19 protein-coding genes and 1 pseudogene are annotated in these 21,659 nt (G+C 70.5%); 11 read left to right on the plus strand and 9 right to left on the minus strand.

Annotated features, from left to right (window positions below; translation table 11 throughout):
- Nucleotides 1-12: 12 nt before the first annotated feature.
- The 3 genes from B9S57_RS12500 to B9S57_RS12510 form a co-directional block, all read right to left on the minus strand.
- Nucleotides 13-2,160: a bifunctional (p)ppGpp synthetase/guanosine-3',5'-bis(diphosphate) 3'-pyrophosphohydrolase gene (locus B9S57_RS12500; RefSeq protein ID WP_103515628.1), complete on the minus strand. Its 2,148-nt coding sequence runs from the start codon at nucleotides 2,158-2,160 to the stop codon at nucleotides 13-15.
- Between the two features lie 140 nt (nucleotides 2,161-2,300).
- Nucleotides 2,301-3,173 carry a diaminopimelate epimerase gene (gene dapF / locus B9S57_RS12505; RefSeq protein ID WP_103515629.1) on the minus strand — a complete coding sequence of 291 codons (873 nt, stop codon included), beginning with the start codon at nucleotides 3,171-3,173 and terminating at the stop codon, nucleotides 2,301-2,303.
- Nucleotides 3,174-3,245: 72 nt separating this feature from the next.
- Nucleotides 3,246-3,689 carry a hypothetical protein gene (locus B9S57_RS12510; RefSeq protein WP_103515630.1) on the minus strand — a complete coding sequence of 148 codons (444 nt, stop codon included), beginning with the start codon at nucleotides 3,687-3,689 and terminating at the stop codon, nucleotides 3,246-3,248.
- Between the two features lie 209 nt (nucleotides 3,690-3,898).
- Here B9S57_RS12510 and B9S57_RS12515 point away from each other — a divergent pair.
- Both B9S57_RS12515 and B9S57_RS12520 read left to right on the plus strand, forming a co-directional pair.
- Nucleotides 3,899-4,213 (plus strand): annotated as a pseudogene (locus tag B9S57_RS12515) (mechanosensitive ion channel family protein); the annotation flags it as partial.
- An 81-nt stretch (nucleotides 4,214-4,294) separates the two neighbouring features.
- The gene (locus B9S57_RS12520) at nucleotides 4,295-4,558 is read left to right on the plus strand and encodes a group II intron maturase-specific domain-containing protein (RefSeq protein ID WP_219818561.1); all 264 of its coding nucleotides are present in this window, start codon (nucleotides 4,295-4,297) and stop codon (nucleotides 4,556-4,558) included.
- 178 nt (nucleotides 4,559-4,736) lie between these two features.
- Here the strand turns inward: B9S57_RS12520 and B9S57_RS12525 are convergent, their stop codons facing one another.
- Nucleotides 4,737-5,936, minus strand: coding sequence for a GNAT family N-acetyltransferase (locus B9S57_RS12525; RefSeq protein ID WP_181011327.1), 1,200 nt, complete (start codon nucleotides 5,934-5,936; stop codon nucleotides 4,737-4,739).
- A gap of 771 nt (nucleotides 5,937-6,707) precedes the next feature.
- Here B9S57_RS12525 and B9S57_RS12530 point away from each other — a divergent pair.
- Both B9S57_RS12530 and B9S57_RS12535 read left to right on the plus strand, forming a co-directional pair.
- Entirely contained in the window at nucleotides 6,708-7,982 is a 1,275-nt protein-coding gene (locus B9S57_RS12530) for an MFS transporter (protein ID WP_103515632.1), read from the plus strand.
- A 93-nt stretch (nucleotides 7,983-8,075) separates the two neighbouring features.
- Complete coding sequence (locus B9S57_RS12535; RefSeq protein ID WP_103515633.1) at nucleotides 8,076-9,053, plus strand: RimK family alpha-L-glutamate ligase; 978 nt, start codon at nucleotides 8,076-8,078, stop codon at nucleotides 9,051-9,053.
- Between the two features lie 566 nt (nucleotides 9,054-9,619).
- On the opposite strand, the gene miaA is transcribed toward B9S57_RS12535, so the two are convergent.
- Nucleotides 9,620-10,558, minus strand: a complete 939-nt coding sequence (gene miaA / locus B9S57_RS12545; RefSeq protein ID WP_103515635.1) for a tRNA (adenosine(37)-N6)-dimethylallyltransferase MiaA — start codon at nucleotides 10,556-10,558, stop codon at nucleotides 9,620-9,622.
- A gap of 174 nt (nucleotides 10,559-10,732) precedes the next feature.
- On the opposite strand from miaA, the gene B9S57_RS12550 reads away from it, so the two are divergent.
- Entirely contained in the window at nucleotides 10,733-10,981 is a 249-nt protein-coding gene (locus B9S57_RS12550) for an antitoxin (protein ID WP_103515636.1), read from the plus strand.
- 211 nt (nucleotides 10,982-11,192) lie between these two features.
- On the opposite strand, the gene B9S57_RS12555 is transcribed toward B9S57_RS12550, so the two are convergent.
- Together B9S57_RS12555 and miaB are read right to left on the minus strand one after the other, a co-directional pair.
- Entirely contained in the window at nucleotides 11,193-11,912 is a 720-nt protein-coding gene (locus B9S57_RS12555; RefSeq protein ID WP_103515669.1) for a class III extradiol dioxygenase subunit B-like domain-containing protein, read from the minus strand.
- Between the two features lie 14 nt (nucleotides 11,913-11,926).
- Complete coding sequence (gene miaB, locus B9S57_RS12560) at nucleotides 11,927-13,447, minus strand: tRNA (N6-isopentenyl adenosine(37)-C2)-methylthiotransferase MiaB (protein ID WP_181011328.1); 1,521 nt, start codon at nucleotides 13,445-13,447, stop codon at nucleotides 11,927-11,929.
- A gap of 262 nt (nucleotides 13,448-13,709) precedes the next feature.
- Here miaB and B9S57_RS12565 point away from each other — a divergent pair, with 262 nt between their 5' ends.
- Both B9S57_RS12565 and B9S57_RS12570 read left to right on the plus strand, forming a co-directional pair.
- Entirely contained in the window at nucleotides 13,710-14,624 is a 915-nt protein-coding gene (locus B9S57_RS12565) for a YceI family protein (RefSeq protein ID WP_103515670.1), read from the plus strand.
- Nucleotides 14,625-14,777: 153 nt separating this feature from the next.
- Nucleotides 14,778-15,776 carry a TAXI family TRAP transporter solute-binding subunit gene (locus B9S57_RS12570; RefSeq protein ID WP_103515638.1) on the plus strand — a complete coding sequence of 333 codons (999 nt, stop codon included), beginning with the start codon at nucleotides 14,778-14,780 and terminating at the stop codon, nucleotides 15,774-15,776.
- A gap of 17 nt (nucleotides 15,777-15,793) precedes the next feature.
- Here the strand turns inward: B9S57_RS12570 and B9S57_RS12575 are convergent, their stop codons facing one another.
- Together B9S57_RS12575 and B9S57_RS12580 are read right to left on the minus strand one after the other, a co-directional pair.
- Nucleotides 15,794-17,188 (minus strand): HAMP domain-containing sensor histidine kinase, encoded by a 1,395-nt coding sequence (locus tag B9S57_RS12575; RefSeq protein WP_103515639.1) that lies wholly within the window; start codon nucleotides 17,186-17,188, stop codon nucleotides 15,794-15,796.
- Between the two features lie 16 nt (nucleotides 17,189-17,204).
- Nucleotides 17,205-17,897 (minus strand): response regulator transcription factor, encoded by a 693-nt coding sequence (locus tag B9S57_RS12580; RefSeq protein ID WP_103515640.1) that lies wholly within the window; start codon nucleotides 17,895-17,897, stop codon nucleotides 17,205-17,207.
- A gap of 361 nt (nucleotides 17,898-18,258) precedes the next feature.
- On the opposite strand from B9S57_RS12580, the gene B9S57_RS12585 reads away from it, so the two are divergent.
- The 4 genes from B9S57_RS12585 to B9S57_RS12600 all read left to right on the plus strand — a co-directional run bounded on the left by B9S57_RS12585 (nucleotide 18,259) and on the right by B9S57_RS12600 (nucleotide 21,625).
- Nucleotides 18,259-19,044 (plus strand): amino acid ABC transporter ATP-binding protein, encoded by a 786-nt coding sequence (locus B9S57_RS12585; RefSeq protein ID WP_103515641.1) that lies wholly within the window; start codon nucleotides 18,259-18,261, stop codon nucleotides 19,042-19,044.
- 64 nt (nucleotides 19,045-19,108) lie between these two features.
- Nucleotides 19,109-19,945 (plus strand): glutamate ABC transporter substrate-binding protein, encoded by an 837-nt coding sequence (locus tag B9S57_RS12590; RefSeq protein ID WP_103515642.1) that lies wholly within the window; start codon nucleotides 19,109-19,111, stop codon nucleotides 19,943-19,945.
- Nucleotides 19,946-20,042: 97 nt separating this feature from the next.
- Nucleotides 20,043-20,711 (plus strand): amino acid ABC transporter permease, encoded by a 669-nt coding sequence (locus B9S57_RS12595; protein WP_103515671.1) that lies wholly within the window; start codon nucleotides 20,043-20,045, stop codon nucleotides 20,709-20,711.
- A complete protein-coding gene (locus B9S57_RS12600; RefSeq protein WP_103515643.1) occupies nucleotides 20,708-21,625 on the plus strand; it encodes an amino acid ABC transporter permease in 918 nt (305 codons plus the stop codon). Before B9S57_RS12595 ends, B9S57_RS12600 begins: the two co-directional genes overlap by 4 nt.
- Nucleotides 21,626-21,659: the final 34 nt, after the last annotated feature.

Here is a 21,659-nt window from a genome sequence, read left to right on the forward strand (position 1 = left end):
GGGCCCGGGCTGTCATCCGGTGGCGGCGGTCTGCTGGGCCCGGCTCACGTCGTACACCCCGGGGACGTCGCGCATGGCCCTCATGAGGCCGGGCAGCCCGGCCGCGTCCGGCAGCTGCAGTGTGTAGGTGTGCCGGACGCGCTGCTCGCTCGGCGGTTCGACCGTCGCCGAGACGATGGCCGCGTCCGCGGTCGCGATGGCCTCGGTGAGGTCGGCGAGGAGCCGGGGCCGCCCGAAGGACTCGGCGACGAGGGTGACCCGGTAGTCGGCGGCGCCGCTCCAGTCGCCCGGGTCGCTCCAGCGTGCCGCCACGGCCGCCCGGCCGATCGCCCGCATACGGGCCACGGCGGGGCACTCCTCGCGGTGCACGGTCACGGCCCCGCCGCGCACGGTGAATCCGATGATGCCGTCGGGCGGGACGGGGGTGCAGCAGCCGGCGAGCCGGACCGGCGCGCCCGGTGCCTCGACGGCCACACTCGGAGCCCGGCCGCCCGTCCTGCCGCGGCCGCCCGGGGCGTCGTCGGCGGGCTGGACCTGCGGCCTCGGTGTGTCGGGCCGACTCTTGTGGGCCCCCTGCACGCTGTCCGGATGGGCGTCGAGCCATGCCGTGATCGCGATCCGGGCAGCGGGGGTACGCGCGTGGTCGAGCCACTCCGGGGAGGGCCCGGACGACGCGTCCTGGGCGAGCAGCAGCTGCACGGTGTCGCCGTCGTTCAGCACGGTGCTGAGCGTGGCCAGCCGGCCGTTGACGCGGGCTCCGATGGAGCCGTGCGCCTCGTCGCCGTACTGCGCGTAGGCGGCGTCGACGCAGCTGGCACCGGCGGACAGCCCGAGCGTCCCTCCGTCGGTCCGGAAGACCGTGATCTCCCGGTCCTGCGCGAGGTCGGCGCGGAGCGTGGCCCAGAAGGTGTCGGAGTCGGTGGCGGACTCCTGCCAGTCCAGGAGGCGGGAGAGCCACCCGGGCCGGGTGGGGTCGGCGCGCTCCCCGTCGGCGGGTTCGGCCGGGTGCGCGGTGGCGGTGCCGTCCTGGGTGTACGGGTTGCCGAGCGCGACGACGCCCGCCTCGGCCACCTTGTGCATCCGGTGCGTCCGGATCAGGACTTCGGCGACGGCGCCCTCGGAGCCGACGACCGCGGTGTGCAACGACTGGTAGAGGTTGAACTTGGGGGCCGCGATGAAGTCCTTGAATTCGGAGATCACCGGGGTGAAGCAGGTGTGCAGTTCGCCCAGGACCGCATAGCAGTCGGCGTCCTCGCCGACCAGCACCAGCAGCCGTCCGAAGTCGGTTCCGCGCATCTCACCGCGTTTGGTCCGCACCCGGTGCACGGAGACGAAGTGCCGCGGTCTGATGAGCACTTCGGCGCTGATGCCGGCGTCGCGCAGCGTCGTCCTGACACGGTCGGCGATCTCGGTGAGCGGTTCCTGGGCGCCGTCCCAGGCGGAGATGAGTGCCTGGGTGCGCTCGTACTCCTGCGGGTGCAGGATCGCGAAGACGAGGTCCTCGAGCTCCGTCTTGAGTGCCTGCACGCCGAGGCGTTCGGCGAGCGGGATGAGCACGTCCCGGGTGACCTTGGCGATCCTGGCCTGCTTCTCGGGACGCATGACGCCGAGCGTCCGCATGTTGTGCAGCCGGTCGGCCAGTTTGATCGACATGACCCGGACGTCGTTGCCGGTGGCGACGAGCATCTTGCGGAAGGTCTCGGGCTCGGCGGCGGCGCCGTAGTCGACCTTCTCCAGCTTGGTGACTCCGTCGACCAGATAGCAGACCTCGTCGCCGAACTCCTCACGGACCTGGTCGAGGGTCACCTCGGTGTCCTCGACCGTGTCGTGCAGGAGCGAGGCCGTCAGGGTCGTGGTCTCCGCGCCGAGTTCGGCGAGGATCAGAGTCACGGCCAGCGGGTGGGTGATGTAGGGCTCGCCGCTCTTGCGCATCTGGCCGCGGTGGGAGGTCTCGGCGAGGACGTAGGCCTGGCGCAGGATGGAGAGGTCGGCGTCCGGGTAGTGCGCGCGGTGGGCGTCCGCGACGTGCCCGATGGCGTCGGGCAGCCGGTCACGGGAGACCGGCCCGAGCAGGGCGACACGGCCCAGCCTGCGCAGATCGATCCGTGGACGACCGCGCTTGCGTAGGGGAGCACCTGGGTTGGTGGCCTCTGCGCTCATGGGGCACCTCCGGCAACGTCGACCGGCGGTGGAGAGGTGCGGATACACCCCCGGGCCGGTGCTTGATGCTATCGACCCCACCACGTGGCGCAGTCCCGCTCCCGCCCAGCGTGAAACGGATCACCCATTCGAGCGAAGCTCTAACCGATCATCGTTTCGAGCCAGGCGGGGTCGATCACACCCTCGGCGACGATCACGGCAGGCCCCGTCATGTCGATCCCGCCGTCCGGGTGCTCGGTGATCACCAGGGTGCCGCCGGGCAGGTCGACGGTGTAGGTGGCCGGGGCACCTGTCCGTGCGGGGTCCACTCCGTCCCTGCGTGCGGCCGCGACGGCCACGGCGCACGCGCCGGTGCCGCAGGAGCGGGTCTCGCCGGATCCGCGCTCGTGGACGCGCATGGCGACGTGGCGCGGCCCGCGGTCCGCGACGAACTCGACGTTGACCCCGTCCGGATAGACGGACTGCGGGCTGAACGGCGGTACGGAGCGGAGCTCTCCGGCGTGTGCCAGATCCTCGACGAACGCGACGGCGTGCGGATTGCCCATGTTCACGTTGCGGGCCTCCCAGCTCCGGCCGTCGACCGTGACCGTGACGCCGTCCTCCGGCAGCACGGCACTCCCCATGGAGACCGTGATGTCGCCGTCCTTGGCGATGTGCACCCGCTTGACGCCGCCCCGGGTCGCGACGGCCAGATCACCTTCGGCCACGAGGCCGGCGCGCTGCAGGTAGTGGGCGAAGACACGCACCCCGTTGCCGCACATCTCGGCGGTCGAACCGTCGGAGTTGCGGTAGTCCATGAACCACTCGGCCTGCTCGGCCATGCCGAGGGCCTCGGGGTGCGCCGCGGACCGCACGACGTGCAGCAGCCCGTCGCCGCCGATGCCCGCCCGGCGGTCGCAGAGCCGGGCGACGACGGGAACCGGCAGGTCGAGGGCGTTGCCCGGGTCAGGAACGATCACGAAGTCGTTCTCGGTGCCGTGGCCCTTGAGGAAGGTGATCTGCGAAGTGCTCACGAGCCAACTGTACGAGGCCTCACCCGCGGTCCACGGATCCGGGCCCCGCTCACGGGGCCGGGGTCCACCGGGTCAGCGCAGCCGGGCCACGCGCCAGACGGCCAGGGCGACCAGCGCGGCGCAGACGGCGACGTACAGCACGATCACCCGCCAGTCGGGGCGCTCGTCCGATGCCCTTGCCGGCAGGCCGGGCCAGGTGTGGCCCACGCGGCGCGCCGCCATCATGCCCCAGCCGGCGGCGCAGCAGCTGATCAGCAGTCCCAGCATCGCCACGACGGCACCGCCGCCGCCGAACTCGAAGGCGAGGGGGAAGGCGAACATCAGGGAACCGACCGCTGCCAGGCCCACGATGGGCGCGAGCTGCCAGATCCGCAGACGGCGGGCGGGGCGGAGCTCGACCTCGACCTCGACCTCGGGGGCCACGTCGAGCTCGTCCGGCCCGTCAGGGCTCAGGCGTCCTGACTCGTGCTGCGTACCCGGTACGTCTCGGTCTGTGTCGCGAGGGCCGGCCTCCATCGCCACGCGCCCTCCCAACTCGGACTCCACTGGTCGATCGATGCTCGATGATGGCACGCTCCCGGCCGCCGAAATGACGGGTGGAGCGTCCCGATGCCATCACGTGATCAGGCTGTTACAGCCCCGCTTGAGGGTTTACGCAGGTCAGGCGCCTGCTGCTGGTCGGCGAGTCAGCAAGAGGTCAGCAATAGCCCCAGGTCAGCGCCGGATTGACCGGTCGCGACCAGCCAGAAGAAGGAACCATGTCGACCGTGCAGGTCGGCGTCGGCCATGACAGCGACCTGGAGCACGCGGAGCGCGTCACCGCCGAGATCGTGACCGAGGTCATGACGGAGGTCGAAGGCGCGGTGCCCGAGCACGAACCGGCCGTCCGCTTCCACACGTTCGGGGACTCACGGATCAGCTCCACCGCAATGCTGGGCGTGGGTGAGTTCAGCGACCAATACCGGATCAAGCACGAGTTCATCAAGCGGCTGCACAAGCGCTACCACGTGGGGGGCACACCGTCTCGACCGGCGCCCTCACCGTGACCACGGCCCGACAGCTCGCCGAAGTCACCGGGCACGACCCCACACCCCACACCCCTCACCAAGATCGAGGAGTTGTTGTCCGGCAGCTCCCAGGGCCATGACGGGATCTGTCCGGATCCATCACGTGAGGCCGAGGGGGAGAAGGTCAGCGGGGAGGCCCGTTCCTGGCGGCTTCACCTGCGGATAGGCCTCACCTTCGCCGAACCGGCCCGCAGGATCAACCCGATCGTGTGCGGCTGGATGCAGTACTACGGAGCGTTCACCCGCTCCGAACCGCTGCCCATCCTGCGGCGTATCAGCGCCTACCTGATGCGCTGGATCCGCAAGAAGGACAGGTGATTTCGGTCGTTCAAGGCAGCCCACAGGTGCTGGCAGCGCATCACCAGCCGGCATCCCAGTCTCTTCGCCCACTGGGCATGGACAGCGAGTTCCTGGTGATCAGAGCGACAAGAGCGGAGTGACGGGAGACTGTCACGCTCCGTTCTGCGGGAGCCCGAACGCGGTGTGGCTCCACCCCTCAGCCGAAGGCCGCCGTACGGAGGTAGGCGTATTGCCCTGAGCCGAGACAGCCCCGTGAGGTCTTGGCGGCGCCGCTGCCCGTGCCGTAGTGGATGACGGTGACACCGGCCCGGGCCGCGGCCTCGACCAGGTGGTAGAAGAGCAGCTCGAAGTAGAGCGGCAGCCTGCGCTGGGCGGCATAGTCGAACCCGGCGCGGTGCGCGAACCAGCGGTCCTGGTGGACCACGATCAGCGCGAAGGCGATGATCTCGCCGTCGAGGCGGGCGGTGGCCGCCAGCGCGTCCGGACCGCATGCGCCGAGTGCGCGCTCCAGGATGGCCGCGGAGCGTGCGGGGGTCCAGGCACTCATTCCGTACTTGCCGAGGAGTGTGGCCTCCAGCTCCGCGAAGCGGGGGATGTCGGCGGGTTCGAGCGGGGCTACGGCGATCTGGACGCCGGCATCGCGCACCGCCCTGCGCTCGGCGCCGATCCGGCGGCGGCGGTGGGCGGAGAACCCGGCGAGGTACTCCGCGAAGCCGCCCTGCGGCACCAGCAGCCAGTGGTAGCCCTCGGAGTGGAAGGAGCGGTAGCCGCGGCGGGCCAGCAGGGTCCGCAGCGCGGTGTCGTGCTCGTCGACGTGAAGGAAGGCGACGCTGCGCAGTCCCTCCTCGTCCGCCAGACGCTCGGCGGCGCCCAGCAGGCGTACGCCGGTGGCGTCGTGGCTGTCGTGGCCGTCGCGGCTCAAGAGGGTGGTGCGGCCGAGGTGCCGCCCTCCGCAGACGAGGCCGGGCAGTAGGGCGTCGGTGAGGTCGCCGGGAAGGTCCGCGGCCAGTTCCTGTGCTCCCTGCCGCCCCTCTTCCGCGCACAGCCGCAGTAAGGTGTCGGGCCGGCCTGCGAGCCACGGGGCATCCGCGTGGGCGACCGCGGTGGCCAGTGCACCGGCCAGACCCTCGCCGTCGGTGAGGGTGAGATAACGCATGGCCGCGCCGGAGGTGTCCTCCGCCACGTCGAGCCAACGGGTCGCCAGATAGGCGTTGTCGGGGCCGGCGAGACGGTCCCAGGACGTGCGGGGAAGGTGCGCGGCCCGCCGGACGACGCCGAGCGCGGGGGGAAGGGCGGATACGCCGCCCGGGGTGGGCTGTTCACGCGTCAGGCCAGGTGACGGGGGTCTTCGGTCGTCGCGTTCGGCGGTCCGGATGTCCACGTCCGGTGTGTGCATGGTGGTCTCCTCATCAGCGCCATGGCGGCCGGTGACGTCGCGCACGGGCCCGGCGGCCGGTCGCCCCCGGAGCCGTCGGCGTGTCCCGTCGGCCGGTCTCGGCCGGTTGAGCCGTTTCTGCTGGTCGATGGCGCCGTGCCGTGAGGCCCTTCCCATGACGGCGTGCCGCAGGTCCGCGCAGGTACCGCACGCCCCGACAAGATGGGGTCGCCGTACGAGGCGTACCTGGGCGGGCGGAGCCGTCATGGGGCAGAGAGCGGGTGTAGCGCCCCGCGGGGCGCAGAGGAAGGGGTACCGCACCGGCACACGGCGGGAGGGTCGGGATCAGGGCCCGGGGCGGGACGAACCGCAGCGAAGGTGGTCGTTTCGTCACCTGCGGCACGGTGGCGAGGACAACGTAGGGCAGTGCCGTGCGGCGACGCAAGCGCCCGTATGCCAGGAAAGGGACGTCACGCCGCTGTCGTCACGCGTCGGCGGATATCAGCAGCAAACCGATGGGAGAGGTGACCTGCCGCTTCGCCGGGAGATTCCTGACGTTTCCCCAACTCCCCTACACCTCAAGACTTTTCGTGTCTCTTCATCCGCTCTCCGTCCCCTCTCGCCCGCTTGTGGCGCTCCCGTGCCGCCTCTAGCATCGTCGCGCTCCCGGCAGGACCCGGGTGGCGTCGTCCCTCACCTCGGAGACCGCCGCCCACAGGGCCCCGTCGTGGGTGTGCGCCGCACCACGGTCCCGTGCCGTCACGGGGCCGCGCCCCCTGAAAGGCACTGGTGATGGTCGGACCACCCCGTTCCACCGCCGGCGGAGGCGAGGTGGGCGCCCTGCGTCTGCTGCTGGCCGCCCAGGCGCTGAGCCAGCTCGGTTTCCGTCTGCTGGGATTGGCGATGCCACTCCTTGCGACAACTACCCTGCACGCTTCCGCCTTCGAGGTAAGCGCCGTCGCGGCCTGCCAGACGGCGGCGTTCCTCGTCATCGGGCTGCCCGCAGGGGTGTGGGTGGACCGTATGCGCAAGCGGACGGTGATGATCGCTTCTGACCTCGGCCGCGCCGTGGCCCTGGGCAGCATTCCGGTGGCGTGGAGCCTGGGCACCCTCGACGTGGTCCACCTGTGCGCGGTCTCCCTCGTCACCGGCGTCCTCACGGTCTTCTTCGACGTCGCCGAGCAGAGCTACCTGCCGCATATGGTCGGCGGCGACCGCCTCGTCGCCGCCAACGCCCGGCTGATCGGCGTCGAGGAGGTCGCGGGCGTGGTCGGCCCCAGCGCCGGCGGTCTGCTCATCCAGCTGGTGACCGCGCCCCTTGCGATCGTCGCGACGGCAGTGGGGTACGTGTGGTCCGCCCTGTGCGTCGCCCTGATCCGACGGCCGGAACCGCTTCCGCCCCGCAAGGACCGCCCCAGGCTGCTCCGGGGTGTCGCCGAGGGCGTGCGAGTGGTGACGCGGGACGCGCTGCTGCGGCCCATCGTGCTGTGCTCCACGACGATGACCCTGTTCTGGAGCATGTCCTACGCGATGCTCCTGGTCCTGCTCGCCCGCGATCTCGCGGTGCCCGCGACCACGGTGGGTCTGCTGCTGACGGCGGGGAGCCTCGGAGGTGTCCTCGCCACGCTCGTGGTGCGCCGCCTCATCGAGAGGCTGGGGGACGCGACGGCGGTGAAGTACAGCGTCGCGTGCGGCGCCCCGCTCACCCTGCTCGCCGCGCTCGTCCAGCCAGGGTGGCGGCTTGCGCTGGTCAGCGTCTCGCTGTTCGGGCTGGGCGCGGCGCTCGTCGTCTACAACGTGGCCCAGGTCAGTTTCCGCCAGCGGACCGTGCCGCCCGACCTCCTGGGCAGGGTCAACGCCACCGTGCGGTTCTTCGCCTGGGGGGCACGCCCCATCGGCAGCCTCTGCGGTGGTGTGCTGGCCGAACTGTTCGGTGCCCGGGGCGCAGTGCTCGCGGGGGCGGTCGGCACCTCGCTCGCCTTCCTTTGGCTGTTCCTCTCCCCGCTGCGCCGGATGCGGACGCTGCCGACCGGCCCGCCCTCCGGCGAACCCCTGGCGGTCACCTGACCGGGGCCGGCCGTGCCTGCCCCGCCGCATCACCGGGGCCGAGCCGCGTCGCTCGGCCCCGCCCCCGTAAGCCCGACGAACGGAAGCCCTACCGTGACCGACGCACTCCCCCCGACCGGCGCGACCGGCGCCCCTGCGATCGTGTGGATCACCAATCCTGACAACTACGACCCCCGACGCCACCTCCTGCTGCAGAAGGAGGGATCCGACCGCGTGAACCTCTTCGCGCGCAACGGTCTGCCCGTGCGGGTGGTGCACTCCGGGGATCTCGTGCCTGCGTGGTCCCGTGGGACGCCGCGCCTGTACCTGGACGAGGAGGACCTGCTCGACGGCGGTCACGCCTTCCTGCTGTCGGACTGGACGTGGGACGCCGGCATCGGCCGTCACATCCAGGCGATCACGCGGACCATCAACGCGGCCGGCCGGGTGCTCCTCAACGACGGCATCCGTGACGCCGAGTCGCTGGGGTCGGACAAACTCGCGATGTGTCACGAGGCAGCGGCGCTCGGGGTTCCGGTCCCGCCGACGGTCGCGGTCCCCTTCGGACGGTACGCCCGCCGGGTACTGCCGGTGGTCAGCAGGGAGCTGGGCACCGGTCCCTACGTGGTCAAGCCCCGGGCCATGGCCATGGGCTTCGGGGTGCTGAAGGCCGAGGGCCCAGAGCAACTGACCGCCGCGGTCGACCTCCTCACCCCGGCGGCACTGGGCGCAGTGGTGCAGCCGTTCCAGGAGAACGACGGTGACGTGCGGGTGTACGTACACCGGGGGCAGGCGATCGCCGTGATGCTGCGCCGCCCGAAGGAAGGCTCCTACCTCGCCAACGTGAGTGAGGGCGGCTCCGGCGCTTCCTTCGACGGCGACGACAAGGTGCGCACGCTCAGCGAACGGTTGGCCACGGGGGTGGACGCCGGCTACCTGTGCGTGGACTGGCTCCTCACCCGCGAGGGACCGGTCTTCAACGAGTGGATGACGGTCTCAGCGGCCTACGAGGACCTGCCGGAGCCGGACCGCTCCCGGGTGGCGGCAGCGCTCGTCACGTATGTACGGGACCGGATCACCGCGGGCTCCTGACGATCCCCGTCCGGGGCGTACCCATGGCGGGTCACCCCGGACGGCCTCAGCGCGACCTGCTGTCATGTGCGGGGGAGGCGAGCGTCCACTCGACAGGTTGGTGCTTGATCGCCCTGGTGAAAGACTGTTCGACGGCGCTTCTGCAGGGCTACGAGCCGACCACCCAGCAGGCTGGCGAGAAGGACGCGCGACAGGCCCTGCGCGAACTCACCGATGAGGGGGCCATCGTCCAACGAAGGGACCGGAGCAGGCTCTCGAAGGCCGTCACCCGCCCCATCTGCCACAACAAGCGTCTACTGCCTCAGCCAGAGCGCGTGAGCCAGGGGAGCCCGGCGTCGTGAATCCGCGCCCAGGGCTCCGCTCCGGTGTTCATCTGGACCTCCGCGTTCCTCTTGGCCGACAGCGGCTGTCACTGGTGGGTGAAACGCTGGCGCGGGTGCCTGCGCACTCCACCACCCGCCGTGGCCGGCCCCGCCGCCAGACGTACAGGCCGGCCACCAATACCTCAGAGCGGGGCTAGGTGGCGCGGGATGCCCGGTTAGCCCAACCGGCGATCCTGCGCTTCATCAGGCTGTGACCGCTCGTTCGACCAACGTCAGCGCGCGGTGCGGGAGTTCCGCGCGCTGTTCCTCGGCACCACTCAGCCACCGCACGCGCGGGTCGCGCCGGAACCACGAGTCCTGACGGCGCGCGAAGCGTTTGGTGGCGCGTACGGTCTCGGCGCGCGCCTCGTCCTGTGTGCACTCCCCCGCCAGTGCCGCGAGCACCTGCTGGTAGCCGAGTGCCCTGGAGGCGGTCCGCCCCTCGCGCAGGCCCCGGGCTTCCAGGGCACGCACCTCCTCCACCAGGCCGGCGTCCCACATCCGGTCCACCCGGGTGCGGATCCGCTCGTCGAGTTCGGGACGTTCGACGTCCACGCCGATCTGGACCGCGTCGTAGACCGCTTCGTCGCCCGGCAGGTTGGCCGTGAAGGGCTTGCCCGTGATCTCGATGACCTCCAGGGCGCGGACGATGCGGCGTCCGTTGCTGGCCAGGATGGCGCGGGCGGCGTCGGGGTCGGCCTCGGCGAGCCGGGCGTGCAGGGCGCCGGAGCCGTGCTCCGCCAACTCCTGTTCGAGCCTGGTGCGCACCTCGGGGTCCGTCCCGGGGAACTCCAGGGCGTCGATCGCACCCTTCACGTAGAGACCGGAGCCGCCCACCAGGACGGGGGTCCGGCCCTCGGCCAGCAACCGGTCGATCTCGGCGCGGGCGAGCCTCTGGTACTCGGCGACGCTCGCGGCCTCGGTGACGCCCCAGATGTCCAGCAGCTGGTGGGGCACGCCCAGGCGCTCGGGCAGAGTCAGCTTCGCTGTGCCGATGTCCATGCCCCGGTAGAGCTGCATGGAGTCGGCGTTGACCACTTCACCACCGAGCTGCTGGGCGAGAAACACACCCAGATCGGACTTTCCGGCGGCAGTGGGGCCGACGACGGTGATGACGCGGGGGGCGGGAGCTGGTCTTCTCACCGGGACAGTGTCCCAAACTCCGGGGCGCGCCCCGACCGGGCGGCGTCGGCCGGGCCCCCCGGAGCCCGGCTCCGTCCGGTCCCGGCCGCGCCGGAACCGGACACGGCGAGTGACGCATGTTTGCTCACAGACGGGTAAAATGTGACAACAGTCCCCCCGCACGGAAGGTGACCCATGGGTTTGCTGGACAACCTGAAGGCCAAGCTGGCCCCGGCCAAGGAGAAGGTCGGCGACCTCGCGCAGCAGCACGGGGGCAAGATCGACCAGGGCCTCGACAAGGCGGCGCGCACGGTCGACGAGAAGACCAAGGGCAAGTACAGCGACAAGATCGTGTCCGGCACGCAGAAGGCCAAGGACGCGGTCGACCGTCTGGGCAACAAGGACACGGGAGGCACTCCGCCGCCTCCGCCGCCCGCGTCCTGACCCGGGTGAGCAGCGGAACCGAGGGCCGCGGAGCGATGTCGCTCCGCGGCCCTCGCGCGTGCCGGTTGATGTCCGCCGGCCCGGCCTCACGACCGGCGCGGCAGGAGGCGGGCAGATCTCACGGCCGGGCGGCCTGTGCCGGCGGGACTCACGGCCGGACGGTCTGAGGCCGGCGGGCGGTCACCGCAGGTCACCACCGGCCTGCGGGGGCTCACGACCAGGCGGCGACGGCGTAGCCCACGCCGTACGGGGCGTCCTCGTACAGCAGTTGTCCGCCGAGCCCCGCTCCCCGGGCCGCGCCCGCGAGCACCTGCCAGGGCGCCCGGCCCGCGGCCTTGAGTTCGTACGCGAGGGACTCGTCCAGAGCGCTCAGCGCGGCCACGTCGGCATCGCCCAGGGCCCGGGCCGCCTCGGCGTCGAAGCCGGCCGCCCGCTCGTCCAGGTAGCCGGGGGCCTTGACCGTACGGCAGGCGCTGCCGTCACCCATGACGAGCAGTGCCACCCGCTCCGCCCGGGCCGCCAGGTCCGCGCCGGCCCGCAGGCATTCTCCGGCCCCGAGGGTCTGTGCCACGCCGATTCCTTCGACCGGGGCACTCTCCCACCGGGCACGGTCCAGCAGCCAGGCGCCGACGGCGAGGGACGCCGGGAGCGGGCGTACCGGTGCGGGAGTTCCCTCGGGTGGCTCTCCCAGCCGCACCGTCAGGCCGACGCCGAATCCGGCGAAGGAGCCTGCGGACCCCGGGGGGAAAGGGCCCGTCCCGTCCGGCTCTGCGGGCCCGGCCACGATCAGCAGATCCGGTCGCGCGGCGGCGAGCACCCCCAGCGCGCCGAGGGCGGCGTTCCTCGCGGTGTCGAGTTCGGGCCCGGCTCCCGCGGCCACCTCGGGAACCAGGAGCGGCGGGCAGGGGCAGACGGCAGCGGCGACAAGCATGCCGGTCAGCGTACTCAGTCGCAGCCGCACCCCGGGGTGGCGGCCGCGGGCAGCGGTGCCGGGGCTCCGATGCCGGGCAGGCCCAGCATGACTCCTGCGGGCTGGGCCGCCGGAGCCGCCGTGCGCTTCTCCCACGCGTCTCCCGAGCGGGTGCGGCGCACGCCCAGGGGCGCGCCCTCTGCGAGCAGGTGGTGCGGGGCGGCATAGCTGATCTCTACCGTCACCACGTCCCCGGGCCGTACGTCCTGGGACGGCTTGGTGAAGTGGACCAGGCGGTTGTCGGGCGCGCGGCCGGACAGCCGGTGCGTGGCACCGTCCTTGCGGCCCTCGCCCTCCGCGACCATGACGTCGAGGGTGCGACCGACCTGCTTCTTGTTCTCCTCCCAGGAGATCTCCTCCTGGAGGGCCGACAGGCGCATGTAGCGCTCCTGCACGACCTCCTTCGGGATCTGCCCCTCCATGTCGGCGGCGGGGGTCCCGGGGCGCTTGGAGTACTGGAAGGTGAAGGCGTTGGCGAAGCGGGCCTCGCGCACGGCGTGCATGGTCTGCTCGAAGTCCTCCTCCGTCTCCCCGGGGAAGCCGACGATGATGTCGGTCGAGATCGCGGCGTCCGGCATGGCGGCGCGCACCTTCTCGATGATCCCGAGGAAGCGCTCCTGGCGGTAGGAGCGGCGCATGGCCTTGAGGATCGTGTCCGAGCCCGACTGCATCGGCATGTGCAGCTGCGGCATCACGTTCGGCGTCTCGGCCATCGCCGCGATCACGTCGTCGGTGAAGTCGCGCGGGTGGGGCGAGGTGAACCGCACGCGCTCCAGGCCGTCGATCGTGCCGCAGGCCCGCAGCAGCTTGGAGAAGGCCTCGCGGTCGCCGATGTCGGAGCCGTAGGCGTTGACGTTCTGCCCGAGCAGCGTGATCTCGCTGACTCCCTCGGCGACGAGCGCCTCGATCTCGGCCAGGATGTCGCCGGTGCGGCGGTCCTTCTCCTTGCCGCGCAGCGCCGGGACGATACAGAAGGTGCAGGTGTTGTTGCAGCCGACGGAGATCGACACCCACGCGGCGTAGGCGGACTCGCGGCGGGTGGGCAGTGTCGAGGGGAACGCCTCCAGCGACTCGGCGATCTCGACCTGCGCCTCCTCCTGGACCCGGGCCCGCTCCAGCAGCACCGGCAGCTTGCCGATGTTGTGCGTGCCGAAGACGACGTCCACCCAGGGGGCGCGCTTCACGATCGTGTCGCGGTCCTTCTGCGCCAGGCAGCCGCCGACGGCGATCTGCATCCCGGGGCGCTTCGTCTTCATCGGGGCGAGGCGGCCGAGGTTGCCGTAGAGCTTGTTGTCGGCGTTCTCGCGCACGGCGCAGGTGTTGAAGACGACGACGTCGGCGTCGCCGTCGGAGCCCTCGGGGGCGCGTACGTATCCGGCGCCCTCCAGAAGACCCGACAGGCGTTCGGAGTCGTGGACGTTCATCTGGCACCCGTAGGTGCGTACCTCGTAGCTCTTCTGGACGTCCACTGCTTCGCTCCGGTTGCCGCTGGTCATGGGACAAGGGTAGGCGGTGGCCGGGCACTCCCCCGACGCCGGAGCCGCGGCACGACGCGAACAGCCGCCGCGGGAGCGTCTCCCCGGGGCGGGCACGGTCGTCCGCACCGCGTCGTCGCGCGAGGCGCTCCGGGCGCCTCGCGTGCCCGCCCCGATCCTGCGCGGACCGGGGCGCCGCGGGCCTCGAGGCGCCCGGGGGCCGTTGAACGCGTCGTTCCGGTCTGTTCCTATGCTGATCTTCCACGCTCGAAAGGTGCACGTCATGGTCCTCTCTCTCCTCCGCGGCAGGCGATCCAAGGAAGCCTCCGGCGGCGGTGCGAGATTCGCTCTTCCCGTGCCCCCGGGGGCCGGAACCGTCACCTGTGAGGTCATCGACCCGATGGGCCAGCCGCTCGGCGGCGCCGAGATCACGGTCAGCGCACAGGACTCGGCCCGGACGGTCGCGAAGGGCACCACCGACCTCTACGGCATGTTCGTCGCGGCCCTGCCACCCGGCGACCACCGCCTGCTGATGACGGCCGAGGGGATGCAGCCGGCCAGCTGGACCTTCGCGATCGCCGCGGGCGAGACCCTGTCGATGGGCCGCGTGCAGCTGGACGTCGCCCGGCAGCTGGAGCCCCCGGCACCCGGCACCTGGCTCTTCGATCCGCCGCACACCGCGATCCGCTTCATCGCGAAGCACGTCGGCATGGCCAACGTGCACGGCCGCTTCACCGCCTTCGAGGGCGGGGTCCGCATCGCCCCCGTCGTCGAGGACTCGCAGGTCGAGATACGCATCGACGCCTCGAGCATCACCACGGGCAACAAGACCCGGGACAACCATCTGCGCTCGGCCGACTTCCTCGACGTGGAGAACTACCCGCACCTCCACTTCGTCAGCCGGCGCTTCGTGTACCGGGGCGGGAACAACTGGACCGTCCAGGGAGGGCTGACGATGCACGGTGTCAGTCGCTCCGTCTCCCTGGACACGACGTATCTGGGCGCCGTCAACGGCGGCTACGGCGAGGAGCTGCGCTGCGCGGCGCGTGCCACGGCCGAGCTGCACCGCGAGGACTACACCCTGAACTGGCGCAACATGCTCGCCCGCGGCATCGCCATCGTCGGACCGACGATCCAGCTGGAGATGGACATCCAGACCATGTTCCAGGGCCCCGACACCCCGACGCCTCCGGAATGACGGAGGGCGGGGGTGCCCGGCCCCCGGCGCGGGCGGCCTGATCCGCCCGAGGGGCACCGCCCGGGCACGTCCCTCGTCCTGCTCCTCCCCGGGAGGAGCGTGTGACCTCCGCCTCCCTGGCCAGCACGGGCAGGAAAATGGCAGGATCGCGCCATGCTGCACGCACCGTCCCGCTTCGGCCGGCGACGCACCCTTCAGGGGGGCGTCGCCTCCGCCGTCGTGCTCGGACTGCTGCTGTGGTGGGTCCTCCCTGTCGGCCAGGAGGAACCGAGCGGTTCGCTCACCTTCTCCACCGGAGTACGCAGCGGGGTCTACCAGCGCTACGGGCAGCGGCTGGAGGGCGCGCTGGCCAAGGGCATGCCCAAGGTGTCGATACAGCTGCGGACCAGCGAGGGCTCCCAGGAGAACCTCGAACGGGTGGCGACGGGGAAGGCCGACTTCACCATCGCCACCGCCGACGCCGTCGCCACCTACCTGCAGGCCCGGAAGCCGGGCGCCGAACGGCTGCGCGGCTGCGTCCGCCTCTACGACGACTACGTCCAGCTGATCGTGCCCAGGGACTCCAAGATCCGTACGGTCGCCGACCTGCGGGGTAAGCGGGTGGGCGTCGGCCAGAAGGGTTCGGGGGTCCTCCTCGTCGCGGACCGTCTGATGAAGGCGGCGGGCGTCGATCCGACCGCGGACGTCACTCCCGTCCACGCCGGCATCGACACCATGCCGCAGAGGCTGACCGAGGGCCGACTGGATGCCTTCTTCTGGTCGGGCGGGCTCCCGACCGCATCTGTGCAGGACCTCTCGGAGACGTACGCGATCCGGCTGGTGCCCCTCGACGAACCGCTGATCACCGAGTTGCAGGCGGTCGGCGGCTCCACCCGCTACTACCGTTCGGCCGTGATGCCGGCGGACGCCTACCCCGACGCCCAGCAGGGTGAGGCGGTACGGACGGTCGCGGTCTCCAACATGCTGGTCACCACGGACCGTACGGATCCGCTGACGACCGAGGCGTTCACCCGGACCGTGATCGACAGCCGGGACCGGATCGGCCGCGAGGTGCACTCGGCGCAGCTGGTCGACCTGCGGACGGCGATCTACACCGATCCGCTGCCGCTGCACGAAGGGGCCAGGCGCTACTACCGCTCGGCCAAGCCCTGACGGATCCGGGGCGGGACTCAGGCGTGCGGAGGGGTGCGCGGCACGGTGACGGTCACCCGCAGGCCGTGCGGCTCGTGGGTGCCGTAGCCGATCGACCCGCCGCCCGCCGCGAGGAGCGCGTGCGAGATCGAGAGTCCGAGACCCGATCCCTTGACGTTCTGGTGCCGGCCGCTGCGCCAGAAGCGGTCACCGATGCGCTCCATCTCCTGCTCCGTGAGACCGGGCCCGCGGTCCGTGACCACGACCCGGGTGGCCTCGCCGTCCGATCCCGCCGTGACGCGGACCTCCTCGCCCTCCGGCGTGAACTTCAGCGCGTTGTCGATGACGGCGTCCAGCGCGCTGGAGAGGGCGATCGGATCCGCCCAGCCGGTCACCGCCGGCGCCCCGTCCAGCGTCAGCCGCACGCCCTTCTCCTCGGCCAGCGGGCGCCATGAGGCGACCCGTTCACCGGTGAGCGCGGCGATGTCCGTGAGCTGGAGGTCCGCCGCGGTGTGCTCGGCCAGCGCGAGGTCGAGAAGGTCGTCGAGTACCTGGGCGAGCCGCTTGCCCTCCGTGCGGACCGAGGCGATCTCCTCGTTGCCCTCGGGGAGTTCGAGCGCGAGGAGCTCGATCCGGAGCAGCAGCGCGGCCAGCGGGTTGCGCAACTGGTGCGAGGCGTCGGCGACGAAGGCACGCTGCTGCTCCAGCACGTCCTCGACGTTGTCGGCCATCTCGTTGAACGAGCGGGCCAGGCGCCTGAGTTCCGGTGGCCCTCCGGACGTGACGACCCGCGACCGCATCCGGCCGCTGGCGATGTCGTGCGTGGCCGCGTCCAGCACCCGTACGGGCAGGAGCACCCATCCGGTGAGCCGGAACGCCGCACCGACCGCCACCAGCATCGCCACGGCCTCTCCGAGGGCGATGAGCAGCCAACCGCGCAGGGTCCGGGACCGCATGTCGCCGGTGGGCGAGTCGGTCACGACGACGGCGACCACGTCTCCGTCGCGTACGACCGGGGAGGCGACGACTATCCGGCCGGCCTGCCAGGGCCAGACCTGGGGCGGGTCGTGGGAACGGCGGCCGAGGAGAGCTTCCTGGAAGGCCTCCCGTCCCTCGCCCTCGGCGGGCAGGGCCCAGGAGGCAGGGGCCTTGGCGAGGGCTCTGTCGTCCCGGTAGAAGACGCCGGCCCGGATGCCGTACACCGAGTCGTAGGCCTCGAGTTCGGTCTGCAGGATCCGCTGCCGTTCGTCGGTGCTCAGGGCGTCCTCGCTGACGAACTGGGCCAGCGCGCCGAAACGCGCGGTGTCGTCGATCCGGTCGATGACCACGCGCTGCTGTTCGGCCGCGGCCACCCGCACGGCCAGGGGGAAGCCGAGGGCGAGCAGCACGGCGGCCATCAGGACGATGAGCAGGGGAAGCAGGCGGGTGCGCACGGGAAGGCAGACGTCCTCAGACCGACGGGGGGACGAGCCGGTAGCCGACGCCCCGGACGGTCTCGACCAGTGCGGGAAGCCGCAGCTTCGAGCGCAGCGACGCGACGTGCACCTCGAGCGTGCGACCCGTTCCCTCCCAGCTGGTCTGCCACACCTCGCTGATGATCTGCTCCCGGCGGAAGACGACGCCCGGCCGCTGGGCGAGCAGCGCGAGCAGATCGAACTCCTTGCGGGTGAGCTGGACCTCCTGACCGTCGACACTGACCCTGCGGGTGGGCAGCTCGATGCGGACCGGCCCGATCCGCAGCGCCGCGAGCGGGGTGGGCCCGGTGTCCTCGACCGCCGCCTTGCGCCGGGCGACAGCGTGGATACGGGCCAGGAGCTCGCCGGTGTCGTACGGCTTCACGACGTAGTCGTCGGCGCCGAGGTTCAGGCCGTGGATCCGTGACCGGACATCGGAGCGTGCGGTCACCATGATGACCGGGATCGCCGAGCGTTTGCGGATCTTCCCGCACACCTCGTAGCCGTCCTGGTCGGGCAGCCCGAGATCGAGGAGTACGACCCCGAAGGGCTCCTTGTCGGCGGGCAGGAGCGCGCGCAGTGCCTCTTCGCCACTGCGGGCGTGGACGACCTGGAAGCCGTGCCGGGCGAGCACGGCGGAGAGGGCGGCCGCGACGTGGTCGTCGTCCTCGACGAGCAGCAGTCTCATGGCTTCCTCACCGCCTCGTGTCTTCTCAAGGTGCTTCGCTTCTCTTCATGACGGCCGGGACCGTGCGTGACGGTCCACCGGTGTTCAGCCCGGCGGATCTTCCCGTGCAGGGGCGATTCACGTCATTTCCCTACCAGGGCATCCACGCCGATGACCGGTACGCCAGTCAAGTCCCTGCCCGTTACCACCGGGTTTCCGTTACCCACCCGGTACTCCTCCGAGCGCCCTGTGACGCCCCCTTCACGCCGAGTGTCCGGTTGCGGCCGGATCGTTATGCTCAATTTCCGCTCAGATGTAATGACGCTGGTCGCACTGCGTCACTAGGGTCCTTCCCTAACCGAGGAGGACGGAGCAAGAGCCGATGAGCGGAGTTTCAGTGACCAAGGCCGCCGAGGATGCCGCACCCGCGGGAGACGACCTTGTCGTACTGAGCAACGTCAACAAGCACTTCGGCGCGCTGCATGTGCTCCAGGACATCGACCTGACCATCGCCAGTGGCGAGGTCGTCGTAGTCATCGGACCCTCCGGGTCCGGGAAGTCCACGCTGTGCCGCACGATCAACCGCTTGGAGACGATCGACTCGGGCGCGATCTCGATCGACGGGAAGCCACTGCCCCAGGAGGGCAAGGAGCTCGCCAGGCTGCGTGCCGACGTCGGCATGGTCTTCCAGTCGTTCAATCTCTTCGCGCACAAGACGGTGCTCGAGAACGTGATGCTGGGCCAGCTCAAGGTCCGCAGGACGGAGAAGAAGCTCGCCGAGGAGAAGGCACGGGCCCTGCTCGTCCGCGTGGGCGTGGGCGCCCAGGCGGACAAGTACCCGGCGCAGCTCTCCGGTGGCCAGCAGCAGCGCGTCGCGATCGCCCGCGCGCTGGCCATGGACCCCAAGGTCATGCTCTTCGACGAGCCCACGTCGGCGCTCGACCCGGAGATGATCAACGAGGTCCTCGAGGTCATGCAGCAGCTGGCCCGGGAGGGGATGACCATGGTCGTCGTCACCCACGAGATGGGCTTCGCCCGCTCGGCGGCCAACCGGGTCGTCTTCATGGCCGACGGAAAGATCGTCGAAGAGGCCACGCCGGACCAGTTCTTCAGCAACCCGCGCAGCGACCGGGCCAAGGACTTCCTGTCGAAGATCCTTCACCACTGATCACGCACGGCTGGTCCAGCGCCAGCTGAACACTCACATCGCGTCAACCCAGGGAAGAACCATCATGCAGCTTCGCAAGGTCACCGCCGCGTCGGCCGCCGTGCTCGCCCTCGCTCTCACCGCCACCGCCTGTGGCTCCGACGACAAGGACGACGCCGCGGGCGGGGGTGGGAAGATCACCATCGGCATCAAGATCGACCAGCCGGGCCTCGGCCTGAAGACCAAGGACGGCACGTTCGCCGGCTTCGACGTCGACGTCGCCACGTACGTCGCCAAGGAACTCGGCTACGACGCCAAGAACATCAACTTCGTCGAGACCAAGAGCGCCGACCGCGAGACCGCGATCGAGCGCGGCGACGTGAAGTTCATCGCCGCGACGTACTCCATCACCGACCAGCGCATGGAGAAGGTCGACTTCGCCGGCCCGTACCTCCTCGCGCACCAGGACGTACTCGTCCGCGCCGACGACGTCTCCATCAAGTCGCCGGAGGACCTCAACGACAAGAACCTCTGCTCCGTCGCCGGTTCGACGTCCGCGAAGAACGTCAAGGACAAGCTCGCCCCGAAGGCTGAGCTGCAGAACTACGGCGGCTACTCCGAGTGCCTCACCGGCCTCGAGAACAAGGCCGTCGACGCCCTCACCACGGACGACTCCATCCTCGCCGGATACGCGGCGCAGGACATCAACAAGGGCAAGTTCAAGCTGGCCGGCTTCAAGATGACCAACGAGAACTACGGCATCGGCCTGAAGAAGGGCGACGCCGACCTCAAGAAGAAGATCGACGCCGCGCTCACCAAGATGGTCTCGGACGGCTCCTGGGACAAGGCGGTCGCGGACAACTTCGGCCCCGCCAACTACAAGAACGAGCCCGCGCCGAAGATCGGCGACATCGTCAAGTAGGGCTCCCGTCACCGGCGGTCCGAACCAGGGCTGATGGGGTGCGCCGCCGACGAGGCGGCGCACCGAGCCCTCCCCACACGTGGAAGCACGGGAGATCGTGTTCGACTTTCTTGAAGGTTACGACCTACTGGGGGCCTTCTGGGTGACGGTGAAACTCACCGTCTACTCCGCCCTCGGTTCCCTCATATGGGGAACGCTGCTGGCCGGTATGCGGGTCGGCCCGGTCCCCCCGATGCGCGGTTTCGGCACCGCCTACGTCAACATCATCCGCAACATCCCGCTGACGGTCATCATCGTCTTCGCGTCTCTGGGCCTCTACCAGACCCTCCGGGTGACCCTCGGGGCCGGAAACATCGTCGACGACATCAACTTCCGGCTCGCGGTGCTCGCGCTGGTCCTCTACACGTCCGCCTTCGTGTGCGAGGCGCTGCGCTCGGGCATCAACACGGTGCCCGCCGGCCAGGCTGAGGCAGCGCGTGCGCTGGGACTGAACTTCACCCAGGTCCTGCGACTGGTCATCCTTCCGCAGGCCTTCCGCTCGGTCGTAAACCCGCTGGCCAACGTGCTGATCGCGCTGACCAAGAACACCACGGTCGCCTCCGCGATCGGTGTGGTCGAAGCGGCCTATCTGATGAAGGACATGATCGAGGCGGAAGCCCAGCTCATCCTCATATCCGCCGTCTTCGCGTTCGGGTTCATCTGCCTCACCCTCCCGACCGGTCTCCTCCTCGGCTGGGTGAGCAAGAAGGTGGCGGTGAAGCGATGACGACGTCCGTCCTCTTCGACGCACAGGGGCCCCGCGCCAAGCGGCGCAACGTCCTCTACACCGCTGTCTTCGTGACTGCTCTCGCGGTGGCAGCGTGGTGGGTGCTCAGCAGCTTCAACGAGAAGGGCCAGCTCGACTGGGTCAAGTGGGAGCCGTTCTTCACGAGCCCCCAGCCCTGGGAGACGTTCATCTGGCCGGGGCTCCAGAACACGCTCAAAGCCGCGTTCTTCGCCCTGCTGATCGCCTTGCCCCTCGGGGCGCTGTTCGGCATCGGACGGCTCTCCGACCACCGGTGGGTGCGCATGCCGGCCGGGATCGTCGTGGAGTTCTTCCGCGCCATCCCCGTCCTGATCCTGATGATCACGGCGAACGCCGTGTACTCGGAGTACACCAACATCGCCAACGACGTGCGTCCGCTGTACGCCGTCGTGACGGGTCTGGTGCTGTACAACGCCTCGGTGCTCGCCGAGATCGTACGGGCCGGAATCCTCTCCCTCCCCAACGGGCAGACCGACGCCGCCAAGGCGATCGGCATGCGCAAGGGTCAAACGATGCGGTACGTACTGCTGCCGCAGTCGGTCACCGCGATGCTGCCGGCGATCGTCAGCCAGGTCGTCGTCATCGTCAAGGACACCGCACTCGGCGGGGCGGTGCTCACCTTCCCCGAGCTGCTCGCCTCCGTCCGCCCGATGAGCGCGAACTACGGGGCGAACACCATCGCCTGCTTCACCATCATCGCGCTGATCTTCGTGGCGCTGAACTTCGCGCTGACCTCGTTCGCGAGCTGGCTCGAGGGACGACTCCGCCGCGGGAAGAAGAGCACGGGCGCCGTGGTCGGCGCCGGACCGGCGGGCGGCCTCGAGATCATCGACGCGCTTCCGACGAATAACGACGGTACGAACGACGCCACCTGACACCTGGTCGGCACTTGTCTCCACGTGGCGGGGG

Source organism: Streptomyces sp. SM10 (assembly GCF_002910915.1).
Taxonomy (GTDB): Bacteria; Actinomycetota; Actinomycetes; order Streptomycetales; family Streptomycetaceae; genus Streptomyces.